At 40.3% G+C, this 13,734-nt stretch carries 13 protein-coding genes, 1 riboswitch and 1 other annotated feature; of the genes, 4 read left to right on the top strand and 9 right to left on the bottom strand.

Annotated features, from left to right (window positions below; genetic code table 11):
• Positions 1 to 120: 120 nt before the first annotated feature.
• From trpA to MHB51_RS09570, 7 genes are all read right to left on the bottom strand, one after another.
• Positions 121 to 900, bottom strand: coding sequence for a tryptophan synthase subunit alpha (gene trpA, locus MHB51_RS09600; protein ID WP_107941991.1), 780 nt, complete (start codon positions 898 to 900; stop codon positions 121 to 123).
• Complete coding sequence (gene trpB, locus MHB51_RS09595) at positions 897 to 2,084, bottom strand: tryptophan synthase subunit beta (protein WP_342558022.1); 1,188 nt, start codon at positions 2,082 to 2,084, stop codon at positions 897 to 899. The genes trpA and trpB overlap by 4 nt, the downstream gene beginning before the upstream one ends.
• Positions 2,081 to 2,695, bottom strand: a complete 615-nt coding sequence (locus MHB51_RS09590) for a phosphoribosylanthranilate isomerase (protein WP_342558021.1) — start codon at positions 2,693 to 2,695, stop codon at positions 2,081 to 2,083. The genes trpB and MHB51_RS09590 overlap by 4 nt, the downstream gene beginning before the upstream one ends.
• The gene (gene trpC / locus MHB51_RS09585; protein ID WP_342471339.1) at positions 2,692 to 3,480 is read right to left on the bottom strand and encodes an indole-3-glycerol phosphate synthase TrpC; all 789 of its coding nucleotides are present in this window, start codon (positions 3,478 to 3,480) and stop codon (positions 2,692 to 2,694) included. The genes MHB51_RS09590 and trpC overlap by 4 nt, the downstream gene beginning before the upstream one ends.
• Entirely contained in the window at positions 3,477 to 4,505 is a 1,029-nt protein-coding gene (gene trpD / locus MHB51_RS09580) for an anthranilate phosphoribosyltransferase (RefSeq protein WP_107941995.1), read from the bottom strand. The genes trpC and trpD overlap by 4 nt, the downstream gene beginning before the upstream one ends.
• A 5-nt stretch (positions 4,506 to 4,510) precedes the next feature.
• Positions 4,511 to 5,293 carry a metal ABC transporter ATP-binding protein gene (locus MHB51_RS09575; protein ID WP_342558020.1) on the bottom strand — a complete coding sequence of 261 codons (783 nt, stop codon included), beginning with the start codon at positions 5,291 to 5,293 and terminating at the stop codon, positions 4,511 to 4,513.
• Positions 5,294 to 5,349: 56 nt separating this feature from the next.
• Positions 5,350 to 5,562 (bottom strand) — a binding site (T-box leader).
• Between the two features lie 296 nt (positions 5,563 to 5,858).
• Positions 5,859 to 6,344, bottom strand: a complete 486-nt coding sequence (locus MHB51_RS09570; protein WP_066168071.1) for a QueT transporter family protein — start codon at positions 6,342 to 6,344, stop codon at positions 5,859 to 5,861.
• A gap of 6 nt (positions 6,345 to 6,350) precedes the next feature.
• Positions 6,351 to 6,395, bottom strand: a riboswitch (PreQ1 riboswitch).
• 431 nt (positions 6,396 to 6,826) lie between these two features.
• On the opposite strand from MHB51_RS09570, the gene MHB51_RS09565 reads away from it, so the two are divergent.
• The 4 genes from MHB51_RS09565 to MHB51_RS09550 all read left to right on the top strand — a co-directional run bounded on the left by MHB51_RS09565 (position 6,827) and on the right by MHB51_RS09550 (position 10,733).
• Entirely contained in the window at positions 6,827 to 7,828 is a 1,002-nt protein-coding gene (locus MHB51_RS09565) for an ABC transporter substrate-binding protein (protein WP_342558019.1), read from the top strand.
• A gap of 22 nt (positions 7,829 to 7,850) precedes the next feature.
• Positions 7,851 to 8,870: an ABC transporter permease gene (locus MHB51_RS09560; RefSeq protein ID WP_066168081.1), complete on the top strand. Its 1,020-nt coding sequence runs from the start codon at positions 7,851 to 7,853 to the stop codon at positions 8,868 to 8,870.
• The gene (locus MHB51_RS09555) at positions 8,863 to 9,657 is read left to right on the top strand and encodes an ABC transporter ATP-binding protein (protein WP_342558018.1); all 795 of its coding nucleotides are present in this window, start codon (positions 8,863 to 8,865) and stop codon (positions 9,655 to 9,657) included. The genes MHB51_RS09560 and MHB51_RS09555 overlap by 8 nt, the downstream gene beginning before the upstream one ends.
• 128 nt (positions 9,658 to 9,785) lie before the next feature.
• The gene (locus MHB51_RS09550; protein WP_342559479.1) at positions 9,786 to 10,733 is read left to right on the top strand and encodes a nuclease-related domain-containing protein; all 948 of its coding nucleotides are present in this window, start codon (positions 9,786 to 9,788) and stop codon (positions 10,731 to 10,733) included.
• Between the two features lie 117 nt (positions 10,734 to 10,850).
• Here MHB51_RS09550 and ilvA read toward each other — a convergent pair whose 3' ends face one another.
• Complete coding sequence (ilvA, locus tag MHB51_RS09545) at positions 10,851 to 12,116, bottom strand: threonine ammonia-lyase IlvA (protein WP_066168092.1); 1,266 nt, start codon at positions 12,114 to 12,116, stop codon at positions 10,851 to 10,853.
• Positions 12,117 to 12,381: 265 nt separating this feature from the next.
• A complete protein-coding gene (locus MHB51_RS09540) occupies positions 12,382 to 13,734 on the bottom strand; it encodes a YjiH family protein (RefSeq protein WP_107942002.1) in 1,353 nt (450 codons plus the stop codon).

The following is a 13,734-nucleotide window of genomic DNA, read 5'->3' as shown; positions in this document are numbered from 1 at the left end:
GTTATGGTGCTAGGAAGCTATGTTTGAAAATGGGAGAAACACGGACTTTAGCGGTGTTTATTCTCAGTAAAAATCAAGAGGCAACAATTTTTTCATTGCGTTGCTAATACAAAACTGCATTCAATGGCTTTCTTTTTTTTCCTTAGAGGCGTTAACTAATGCTTCTACCGTCTGCCAATCTCCATTTGCTAATGCGTCGACAATTTTACTGCCAACGATGACACCGTCGCTAAAGCGAGCGAATTTTTTTACTTGCTCAGGTGTGGAAATACCGAAGCCCGCTAGGACAGGTAAGGAGCTGACTGCTTTCAATTTGGCGAAATGCTCTTCTAGCTCGTTTGCAAAATCACTACGTGCACCCGTAATGCCGTTAACTGTAACCGCATAAATAAAGCCTTCACTTGCTGTAGCGAGTTGTGCGATACGCTTAGTAGGGCTTGTTAAGGAGACAAGCTGCACGAGTGCGATTTGTTCCTTTTGTAATGCGCTATAAATAATTGCGCGTTCCTCTAAAGGCATATCAGGAATGATGACACCGTGAATGCCAGCTTGCTTTGCATCATATGCGAATTTTTCTGCCCCATAGGCTAAAACAGGGTTCAAATAGGTCATTGCAACGAGAGGTACAGTGATTTCATTTGCAAAGCTTGCCAATGTCGCTAAGACAGATTTTAATGTTGTACCATTTTGTAATGCGCGTTGTCCTGCTAGCTCAATGGTTGGCCCATCTGCGACAGGGTCTGTAAAGGGAATGCCGACTTCAATCGCTGTTACGCCTATTCGCTGTAAGCGTAAAATAGTTGATTTTAATGTCGCTAAGCCACCGTCACCTGCCATAATATAAGGAACGAAGGCGCGGTCACCACGTGCTAAAACCTGTTCAATTGCTTGTTGAATCATGCCTCTTTACCTCCAATCGCATCAATTAATGTATGGACATCTTTATCGCCACGACCTGATAAACAAACGACAATGATTTCATCAGCCGATTTCGACCTAGCAAGCTGAGCCGCATAATAAATGGCATGGGCACTTTCTAATGCAGGTAAAATTCCCTCTGTTTCAGCGAGCAATTTAACACCCTCCAAAGCTTCTACATCTGTCACACTTTCGTAAAGAGCACGTCCGATATCGTTTAAATAGCAATGCTCAGGTCCAACTCCTGGGTAATCAAGCCCTGCTGAAATCGAATGTGCCTCCTGTATAAAGCCGTTGTCATCCTGCAATAAATACATATAAGCACCGTGTAGTACACCTTTTTGCGCACCGTAAATCGCTGCCGCATGCTTGTCTGTAGTAAGTCCAGCACCCGCCGCCTCAACACCAATTAACTGTACATTTTGGTCTTCAACAAATGGATAAAACATACCAATGGCATTACTACCACCACCGATACAAGCGATGACCGTGTCTGGCAGCCGACCTTCCTGCTCGATGATTTGTGTGCGTGTTTCATCACCAATGACGCGCTGGAAATCACGTACAATCGTTGGAAAAGGATGTGGACCAAGCGCAGAGCCTAAAATATAATGTGTATCCTCCACATTCGTTACCCAGTGACGTAAAGCCTCATTCACTGCGTCCTTTAAAGTAGCCGAGCCTTTATCGACAGCAACGACCTTTGCACCAAGCAGCTCCATACGGAAAACATTCAATGCTTGACGTTTTACATCCTCTGCCCCCATATAAACGATGCATTCTAAATCAAGCAAAGCACATGCAGTAGCTGTTGCGACACCGTGCTGACCTGCACCTGTTTCAGCAACAACTTTCTTTTTGCCCATACGCTTTGCAAGGAGTGCCTGTCCAATCGCATTATTTATTTTATGTGCGCCTGTATGGTTTAAATCTTCGCGCTTTAAATAAATTTTTGCACCGCCACATTTAGCCGTTAAGCGCTCCGCAAAATAGAGAGGCGTTTCGCGCCCTACATATTGCTGCAAATAATAATGAAATAGTGCTAAAAATTCAGGGTCATTTTTGGTCTTTTCATAAGCCCGTTCTAGCTCAAGAAGAGGCGTCATTAATGTTTCGGGGACGAATTGCCCACCGTATTCACCGAAACGTCCTTTTACAGTTGTCATTGTATTGCTCCTTTCGCATTGCGAATAAATGTTTGGATTAAGGTAGCATCTTTTATACCGTTCTTTTCAACACCGCTTGACACATCAACCACCGCTGGACGAATTAATTGAATCGCATCGGCAACATTGCTAGGCGTTAAGCCACCAGCGACGATTACTTTTTCCTGTGCTATATTGGCTTTCTTTAATAAAGACCAATCGAAAGTATGTCCGCTACCCCCACGAAAATCTGTGCCGGGTGCATCGAATAAATAGTATTCAACAGCAAAGGTGGCAGCCTTTTTAATATCATCAGCATTGCGCACGGAAAAAGCTTTCAATGCAGGCAAGCCGACCTGCTGAACAAAATCATTCGTTTCATCGCCGTGATACTGGATATAATCAAGTGAAACAGCTTTTGCAATGGTTTGAATAACGTCTGCCTCCTCATTAACGAAGACACCAACCTTTTTGATATGTGCAGGTATATGTTTAGCGAGCAGTGCTGCTTCCTCTATCGAAACACGGCGTTTGCTAGGTGCGAAGACGAAGCCGACAAAATCCGCCCCAGCCTTCACTGCCGCTTCGACATGCTCAGCCGTCTTTAAGCCACAAATTTTGACCATTGTCATTCTATTTCACCAGCCTTTGCTAATGGAATTTGCAATGCCTGTAAATCAGTAGCTACGTTATTGCTACGCATAAGCGATTCGCCAACAAGCACACCACAAGCCCCAGCCGCCGCTACAATTTCTACATCCTCTGGTCCCCAAATACCGCTTTCGCTAATAAAGGCGATATCGTCATTTGTTAAATGTTGAGCCACCTCAGCGGTTTGTGCCAAATCAACCTCAAATGTTTTTAAATTACGGTTATTCACACCGATTATTTTTGGATTTATTTGCAATGCGCGTTGTAGCTCATCTATGTCATGCACCTCTACTAAAACATCGAGCTGTAAAGCTGTTGCATAGGCATGTAGAGAGGCAAGCTCCTCATCTGTTAAAGCAGCGACAATGAGCAAAATTACTGATGCACCAGCAGCCTTTGCATAATCGATTTGCACTGGATCAATAATAAAATCCTTGCATAGTACAGGAATATGAACAGCCTGTGCCACCGCATGTAAGTCAGCAAAAGAGCCTTTGAAAAATTTCCCTTCAGTTAAAACTGAAATACAAATAGCGCCTGCCTGTTCATAAATTTTTGCTTGCTCTACTGGTTCAACATTTGTTGCAATATCGCCCTTTGAGGGGGAGGCGCGCTTCATCTCTGCAATAATCTGAACAGTTGTAGCTTGACGCAGCCGCTCGTAAAGAGAGGGGCGTTTTACCGTTTCAGTAAAATTAGGTTTTACAGTGCGTAAATTAGCTAGTTCGGTTTTTTTATGCTCAATAATTTGAGTTAAAATCGTCATTGGATTTCCTCCTTTTGCTGCGAATAGGCAATAACCGCCTGTAATTTTTCGAGAGCACGCCCTGAAAAAATGCTATCCTTGGCGATTTCGATTCCCTCTTTAATTGTTTGTGCGGAGCCGTATGCAAAGAAACCAATTCCTGCATTGAGCAGCACTGTATCTAAATAAGCGCCCTGCTGTCCATTTAATAAATCAAGCATAATTTTTGCATTTTCCTGTGCATTCCCCCCGCGAACTGCTGACAATGGTGCAGCGCGTAAGCCGACATCCTCAGCACGTAGCTTGAACGGGATAATGTCGCCAAGGTCGAGTAATGCAAGTGTGTTTTCTCCCTCTAACGATGCCTCATCCATGCCTCTCGTGCCAGATACGACAATTGCCCGTTTGCGACCAAGCATATCTAATACTTGCGCATAATCTGTCGTAAAATGCGGACGATTAATTCCGACAAATTGTGTTTTTAATGGGACAGGATTCGTCAAAGGTCCAACTAAATTGAAAATAGTCGGTTTGCCGATAGCCTGACGTATTGCGCCTATACGCTTTAATTTAGGATGCATATTAGGTGCGTGTAAAAAAGCGATACCATGCTGTGCAAGCAACTCAGTTGTTTCCTCTACGGAAGGAAGCAGCCGAATTTGCAGCGCCTCCAATACGTCAGAGCTACCAGCAGCACTTGATATTTTACGATTGCCATGCTTTGCCACGAGCAGACCGCCACCAGCGAGAACGAATGCTGTTGTTGTACTAATATTAAAGCTTTGCAAGCCATCGCCACCTGTACCGCAATTATCGATATAAATGCCCTCAGGCACATTAATTTTTACCGCATTATCACGCATAATCATTGCTAGACCTGCAACCTCTTGTGCTGTTTCTCCTTTGACACTAAGGTTTATTAAAAAATCAGCAATATCCTCTGCTGCTGTTGCCTCGGAAAAAATGAACGTTGCTGCGTCCTTCATTTCATCAATCGTTAAATTTTCATTTTTTTTAACTTTCGCTATATATTGTTGTAATACCATTTGATTCACCCCTCCGTTGTAAAATCAATTTGCCCATTAAAGCCGATATAGCCTAACATAGATGGAATGTTTTTGGCTGCTTCAGCTAATGCATCAATCGAGTGAGCAGAAGGGGGGAGTTGCCCATCTTCAGCCCATTCAATCACTTCAGGAATCTTCGTTGTGACAGTACTATTTTTCACGTTAATGACGCTATTTGTCGATGAACCAATCAAGATGTCATTGGAAAACTCTACATAATATAAATAAGCTGCTCTTTGCTCTACGCGAAATGTGCGGTAGTCAGCAAAAGCTCCATTTATACTGTGCATGTTGTTGCCATTTGTTAATTGTTCAATTAGTAGGTCAAAATTTGGGGCTTGCTGCTCGATTTCGATATTGGTATGAACAATCGCCAGCTCGTCTGTCATATGGTCAAAAATAATGACGGTATCATACACTTGAAACAGTACCTCATTGTCGTGAATGTAACCGATAGCACCTCCCATGAAAGGGTATTCTGTATGCTGAGAAATGCGCGGCATCATTTGCTTGAGTGATTGAATTAAGTCGCCATAATGCGTATAGGTTTGATTTGTTAAATGATTGATTTCCTGTAAAATATCACCGCTACCGCTATATGTTTTGCGTGGGTTTGCACCAATAAAGGAATAGCGTCCAGCCGTTTCGTGCTTCATGGCACTTTCTAATAAAAACTTTTGTGTACCTTGCAACCGATTAAAAATAATAATAGGGGTTAGACAATCGCCATTTATTTTTCGAATCGTTGTCCGTGAAAATTTTTGCATATTTTTTCCTCCTTCTAAAATAAAAAAAGTCCTCTACAAAAAGGAATTTCCTTTTTGTAGAGGACGATAAATACCGCGTTGCCACCTCAGCTTGAAGCATATTTGCTTCCACTCAATCCCCTTATAACGTAGGGGAATTCCGTCCGTCGACAAGCTAATGCCAACAGCTCTCCTAAGGCCCATTCACAATTGTTTATGGTACATTTTCACCAGCCATGCACTCTCTCAAACATAAAACAATTGCTACTATTCTTAGTCATCAATTTTTCTCAGCTCAAACTAAACTCTACTCATCTCGTCTTATGGTGGTCGCGCTCCCGCAACCTGCTACCATGCCCGAACAAAGATGTAGTGCCATTGTAAAAGGTATGTGTAAAAAAGTCAATCAATTCTGATAAATTAGGCGGAAAAATTGCAATTGAAAAGCATTTTCAAAGAAGGCAGTAATGGCTGCTGCAGAGGTAAAGACTTTTTTATATAAAAGCGAAGGCTGTCCGAAAAGATAAAATCTTTTCGGACAGCCTTTCCTGACACAGCCTTAGAGCGCCACGCACGCGCAACAGCTTTATATTAGTTTATTAAAATCAAGTCGCTTGTTCAATAAATACATAATTGGGGCGCTAATCGCTAACACAGTGAATTCACCAACTGCAACGACAAGCCAAGTTTCCCAAAATGGTAGCTCTAATACTAAATTTAATTGGAACGCAATAATAAACATCGTAAACGTAAATAGAAACGTATTGATGATTAAGCGAGCCCAAATATTTTTGACATATTTACAAATAAAAATAAAGATGCCCAGCGTTACAACAGTATGTCCTACGCCAAAAATTAAATCAATTGGTCCAACTGAAGAAAATAAAAAGTTGGAAATAAGTACGCCAAGTACGACACCAACCATGTAACGAGGGTTAAATGCCACTAAATGGTTAAACATTTCAGCAATGCGGAACTGCACTTGCCCAAAGCTAATAGGAGCAACGAGCATTGTCACTGCGATATACAGTGCTGCAATAATGGCACTCGCTGCTAAAAATTTTACCTTCATATTGAATTCCTCCTAGTTTTTTTGCGTGGGATGGTTGCGAACCACGGTGTATAAACACAAATAGATATTATAACTAAAATTTTATACTAGAGCAATAGAGAACATAAAATAATTAGTCATCTTAATTCAGTGAATGTTTTCTAGAAGGAGTGAAACTTTACCTTACGAAAAGCGGGAGTTGAGTGGCATAAAGACTTAATAACATCACGAATTTTTAAAAGACTACTAACTCGTTGTAAGCTATAAAAATAGGGTGAGAGTTAGCTGGTGCACAATTAATCAAAAAAGACACAAAAAGTTCACAATTTATAAAACGCTTTAGTTTAGCGGTTTAAAGCGCCAAATTGTAAGAATATTTATGTATTTCGTCATCGGAACATTTTTAATATTATTGACTACGTAAAAGGTCACGTGTAATATTACGATAATTATCACTTTATTCAAATGAAGTGAGGCAAGAATTATGGGGGGATTCATTTACTATGAGAAACAAACTAGCATTTTTACTTGTAGCAGTACTTTTGCTTCTAGCAGCATGTGGTACTGGCTCAGATAATCAGTCATCTACTAATACAGAGACAAACAATAATAATGCTTCAGACGAGGCAAAAACTTATAAAATTGGGGTGACACAAATTGTCGAGCACCCTTCATTAGATGCAGCATATAAAGGCTTCCAGGCGGCATTTGCGGATGCGGGTATTGAAGCAGAATTTATTTACAACACGGCAAATGGTGATAATAATGCGAATATGTCGATTGCACAAAAGCTAGTAGGAGATCAAGTAGATTTAATTTTTGCAAACTCTACACCATCTGCTCAAGCGGCAAAAAGTGCAACATCTGATATTCCGATTGTTTTCACATCTGTAACTGATGCAATGGATGCACAATTAATAGATTCAATGGAAGCACCGGGTGGCAATGTAACAGGAACGATTGACTTACATCCAGATACTATCGCCAACACGATAGCCTTTATGAAAAACGAGCTGGGTGCAACAAAAGTCGGCACAGTTTATAATTCAGGTGAGCAAAACTCGGTTGCACAAATTGCGCAAGTGAAGCAAGCATTAACAGATGCGGGTTTAGAATTAGTTGAAGCATCAGTAGCAACATCTGCTGAGGTAAAGCAAGCAACAGAGTCATTAGTAGGAAAAGTAGACGCACTCTATATCGTAACAGATAATACAGTCGTTTCCGCATTAGAATCGGTAATCGATGTAGCAAAAGCAAACAATCTACCAACGATGGTAGGGGAGCTAGATTCAGTTGCACGCGGTGGCTTAGGTGCATATGGCTTTGAATATTACGATATCGGCTATGAAGCAGGACAGATGGCAATTAAAATTTTACAAGAGGGTAAATCGCCAAGCGAAGTACCTGCAGCATATCCTGCGAATTTAAAACTAGTAATCAATAAAGATACAGCAGATTCATTAGGCATTGAAGTGGAAGATGCGTGGAATGCTGAAGTAAAATAATTTTTTTGGGAGATGATTCAATATGTTTACAGCATTATTTGGCTCAGTGGAGCAAGGAATCATCTATGCAATTATGGCACTCGGAGTGTATTTAACATTCCGAGTGTTAGACTTTCCAGATTTAACGGTTGATGGAAGCTTTGTGACAGGAGCAGCGACAGCAGCGATGATGATTGTGCTCGGCTATCATCCAATTATCGCTACATTAGTGGCAATTGTGGCTGGATTTATTGCAGGATGTATGACGGGCTTACTACACACAAAAGGAAAAATAAATCCACTGCTTTCTGGGATTTTAATGATGATCGCATTATGGTCAATTAATTTGCGAATAATGGGGTTAACTGCTGAAAACTCAATCGGACGTTCGAATATCCCTTTATTAAATGAGGGTACAATTTTTACACAGTTTTATGATTTTTGGCGTAATTTGGGTATTGATGATGCACTCAATAATATTTTGAAGAGCATGGGCATTACTCCAGTACCTTCAACATGGGGTACGTTGCTTGTCGTGATTATTATTACGGTTATTATTAAATTTATTGTGGATTGGTTCTTAAAAACAGAGGTAGGACTTGCGATTCGTGCGACAGGTGACAACAAGCGAATGATTCGTAGTTTTTCGGCTAATACAGATAAATTAATTATTTTAGGGCTAGGCATTTCGAATGCACTTGTCGCATTTTCTGGTGCTTTAATTGCGCAATATGCAAAATATGCTGATATTGGGCTTGGCATAGGGATGATTGTTATTGGCCTTGCATCGGTTATTATTGGCGAAGCAATTTTCGGCACAAAAACAATTTTCCGCACGACTTTAGCAGTTGTTGTTGGGGCAATTATTTATCGTATTATTTATGCGATTGCATTGCGTATCGATTGGCTCGATACAGGCGATATGAAGCTTATTACAGCAGTAATTGTTATTTTAGCGCTTGTTATTCCGCAAATAGTAAATAAGCGTAAACAGCAAAAAAATAAGACAAAGCGTTTAGCAGAGCGACAATTAACCAAGCAGGGAGGTAAACCACTTGCTTAAATTAGAACAGATTAATAAAATTTTTAATGAAGGCACACCAGATGAAAAGGTAGCATTAAATGATATTAATTTATCCCTAGCTCCTGGTGATTTTGTCACAATAATTGGCAGTAATGGTGCTGGAAAATCCACAATGATGAATATGATTTCTGGTGCGTTAACACCTGATTATGGCACTGTCTCAATTGAGGATACAGATGTTACACGTTTACCAGAATATAAGCGTTCACAATATCTTGGACGTGTGTTCCAAGACCCGATGGCAGGAACTGCACCCTCTATGACGATTGAAGAGAACTTAGCCATTGCCTATTCACGTCATGCGAAACGTACTTTACGTCGTGGTGTTGACCGCGAGCGTCGAGACTTTTTCCGCACATCGCTTGAGAGGCTACACTTAAATTTAGAAAATCGCCTTAACGCAAAAGTCGGCTTATTGTCGGGCGGAGAGCGTCAAGCCTTATCGTTATTAATGGCTACATTCACAAAGCCGGCAATCCTTTTGTTAGACGAGCATACCGCAGCGTTAGACCCTTCACGCGCGGAGCTTATTACCCGTTTAACAAAGGAGCTAGTAGAGGCGGATAATTTAACAACATTAATGGTCACACATAATATGCAACAAGCTTTAGATTTAGGAAATCGCTTAATTATGATGGACAAAGGGCAAATCATTTTACAAGTAGATGAGCAATCAAAACAAGGCTTAACAATTCCAGACCTAATGGCAGAATTCGAGCGCATCCGCGGTGAAAAAATGAATTCCGACCGTGCGCTGTTAGGCTAATGATGGAAAAGCGCAGGGAATCATTATTTCCCTGCGCTTTTTAACCTCCAATATTTTTAAAATAAAAAGAAATTTCCTGGGGAATATTATATAATATTGTCTAAAAAGGAGGGATGCTAGTGATTGTAATGGCAAGGAATATGCCAGATTATCTGCTTTATTTAGAAACCTTGCTTCAAAGAAATAGTCAGGATACAAGCTTGTATGAATTGTACCAAAGAACGAAGGTCGGCTACTTGGGGGAAAGTAGAGTAGACCGTGAATGGGCGGATATTTTTTTAGAGCAGAAGCATTATCTTTTTCATGATTATCAAATAACGAACCTAGCAAATTTCACACATCAGATTGACACCATTTTTATTTGCCAATCCTTTGTGCTGCTTCTTGAAGTAAAGCATATCATGGGGCGGTTGGATTTTGAATCACGAACACATCAATTTATCCGCACTAAAAGTGATGGCACCCAGGACGTTTATCGCAATCCAATCGACCAAATTGAACGCCATCGACTTTTCATCGAAATACTTCTTCGTAAATGGGGGATTGGACTACCTGTAATACCCGCAATTATCATGACAAGCGCCTCATCTCATATCGGTATGACACCACCGCAATATTTAATTTTCCACGTGACAGGCTTACGCACAAAACTTCAGCAACTTTTCAAAAAGTACTCCCCAACCATAACGAGTGAACAACTAACGAGTTTAAAAGAATTATTGCTTGCAAACTATGAAAGAAAACTATTTAGCAGGCCAGCTATTCCACCTGAAACAGTACTAGGTGCAATATGTCCGCATTGCCAGCCTGCTGTCCGTTTACAGCATTGGCGCGGCAAAAGCTTTCAATGCCCTTACTGTACTAAACGTTTTGATGATGCGATTTTAACAGGGTTGCATGATTATAAAATATTATTTGGCGAAAGGCTGACAAATCGCACATTTCGGGAGTTTTTTGGTATTGCTGATGTGAAGGTGGCTAGCAATTTATTAGCTCAGCTTAATTTAGAGGGAATTGGAGAAAGAAAAAAGAGGGAATATATCATACCTGAAAGTGTAACATGGAATAAAGTCTAAAAAACATGGAATAAACTCCAGAAAACATGGAATAAATCTCGAAAAACATGGAATAAATCTCGAAAAACATGGAATAAATCAAAAAATCCCCCGTACAGCAAGGGGATTTTCTTGTTCCTACACTAACAACGCAAACAATGTGCTATCTTTATTTACTTCTTTATATTCGAAGCCGTTTTCGCGCATTCGTTCTAGCAAGCCTTGATAGTCGTCACGCTGTGTGACCTCGATGCCTACGAGCGCGGGGCCGCTTTCTTTGTTGTTTTTCTTTGTATACTCAAATGTTGTAATATCGTCATTTGGACCGAGTACGGATGTTAAGAATTGGCGCAGTGCACCTGAGCGCTGAGGGAAGCTGACGATAAAGTAGTAGAGTAAGCCCTCGTAAATAAGTGAACGCTCTTTAATTTCCTGCATGCGCCCGATATCATTATTGCCGCCGCTAATAATGATGACAACCGATTTTCCTTTGATGTCCTCCGCGTAAAAATCTAGTGCTGCAACAGAAAGGGCGCCAGCCGGCTCAGCAACAATAGCGTGTTTATTATATAAATCTAAAATGGTTGTACATACTTTACCTTCTGGCACAAGAACGATATCGTCTAAATATTTGCGGCATGTATTATATGTTTCTGTGCCAACGCATTGGACGGCAGCACCATCGACGAATTTGTCGATTGTCTCGAGCGCAGTAGGGGCATCATTAGCAAACGCCGCCTTCATACTGCTAGCACCAGCTGGCTCAGCGCCGATAATTTTGCTAGAAGGAGAAAGGTTTTTCACATATGTTGAAACACCAGCCATCAGACCGCCGCCGCCAATGCTACCAAAAATATAATCGATTGGCTCTTCAATATCATTCATAATCTCGACAGCGACTGTACCTTGTCCAGCTATTACATCGAAATCATCAAAAGGATGGATGAAGATTTTCTCGTGCTCCTCGCAATAGGCTAAAGCACTTTTTGCGGAGTCGTCAAATGTATCACCAGCAAGCACAATTTCTGCATAGTTACGACCAAACATACGAACTTGGTCAATTTTTTGCTTTGGTGTTGTTTTTGGCATGAAAATAGTTGCTTGTATTTGTAAATGAGCGCACGCATAGGCAACACCTTGTGCATGATTGCCTGCACTTGCGCAAACAACCCCAACCTCACGCGCCTGAGCTTCAATTTGCTTTATTTTATAGTATGCTCCTCGTAATTTGAACGAACGAACATGCTGTAAATCTTCACGCTTTAAATAAATATTTGCCCCATATTTCTCCGATAAATAGTCATTTTTTTGAAGCGGGGTATGTGCAACGACATCCTTTAAAAAATGATGGGCAATTAAAATATTTTCAACAGCGACCGCTTTTGATTGTGCAACTTCTTCCATATATAGTAACCTCCATAATTGTTTACACCTCAGCTTATTGTTTATCTGAGGCTTTATCTAAATCCAGATAAAATATTCATTAATTCTAACATAAAATAATGACGAAATGTTGAAAATATTTAGTAAATTCAAGTGTTTACAAAATGTTCACAATGAAAGCGCATACGTTTCAAAAAAATAGAAAAAGGCCGTCTGAAAAGTTATTTTGAGACGGTTCTTTGAGATGAGGGGAGTACGAAATGAAGCTGGATACCCCTTTTTTAATTTAGAAAATCCAGTGTGCAATTACCGCAACAATTGGAATTGAAATGATTGTACGAATTAAGAAAATAATAAATAAATCCCAAAGCTTTAATGGTAATCTCGTTCCTAAAATTAACCCACCTACCTCAGATAAGTAAATTAATTGAGTGACAGAAACGGTTGCAATGAAGAAACGAGTCATATCAGATTCGATGCCTGAGCCTAGCACAGCTGGTAATAGCATATCAGCAAAGCCAACAATCATTGTTTGTGCTGCTTCGCCAGCTTCAGGAATTTGTAAAAGTGCCAAAATCGGTTCGAATGGCATACCTAAAATACGGAAAAAGCTTGTAAACTCAGCTAATACTAAAGCGATTGTAGCGAATGCCATAATAATTGGTGTAATAGCCAACCACATCTCTAAGACGTTTTTAGAGCCAGATGCGAAAATTTTACCAAGATTTTTATTTTCCTCAGCTTTTTCTAATGCATTTTTCAAACCGTATGAAAAGACGTTAAAGCCTTCCTCCACTTTTTCACGTTCTCCTACAGGTGTTTTACCATTATAAAACTTGTCAGGCTTTTTACTTAATGGATAAATGCGTGGCATAATAACCGCTAAAACAATTGTAGCGAAAATGACTGTGCCGTAAAATTGCAGGAAGTATTGTTCAATGCGAATTGTTTCCACAACTACTAAACAGAAGGTAATAGATACAACTGAAAATGTTGTAGCAATGGTTGCTGCTTCACGTGCAGTATAATTGTTTTCCTCATATTGACGATTCGTTAGTAAAACGCCAATTGTGCCATCACCAACGAAGGAAGCAAGGCAGTCAATAGCAGCACGTCCTGGAATTTTAAATAATGGGCGCATCACTTTGACCATCATCGAGCCAAAGAAATCAAGTAAGCCGAAATCTGTTAATAGCGGTAGTAATAAACCTGCAAAGAAAAATAGGACAAACATGTATGTCACAAGACCACCAGCAGGGTCAAGTAAAATACCTGCTGTATCGTCGCTATTAACTTGTTCAGGTCCAAAATCGAATAAATACATTGCGGCAAACACAACGGCTAGTACACGTACAATTGTCCAAAACCAATTAACACGGAATAGTGAATCAAGTAGTGTATGTGGGCCATTCTTTTTAGGAAAGGCTTTAATAATGAGTGCCCCTGCTGCTGCAATAATAAAGACTGCGAGTGCGAACCAATGAATAAACGGCTCTACAATGCTAGCAAGATAGTTAGCAAGTACAGCTATAGGCACTTTAATACCGCTCTCTGTACCTACAGGAACGATAAATAAAAAAACACCTAAGCTAGATAATGCAATGAACAGAAACCAAATATAAAACGAATGCTTTTTCAT

Origin of the sequence: Metasolibacillus sp. FSL K6-0083 (assembly GCF_038630865.1) — a bacterium.
Classification (GTDB): Bacteria; Bacillota; Bacilli; order Bacillales_A; family Planococcaceae; genus Metasolibacillus; species Metasolibacillus fluoroglycofenilyticus.
This window is presented reverse-complemented; position numbering and strand designations above follow the sequence as displayed.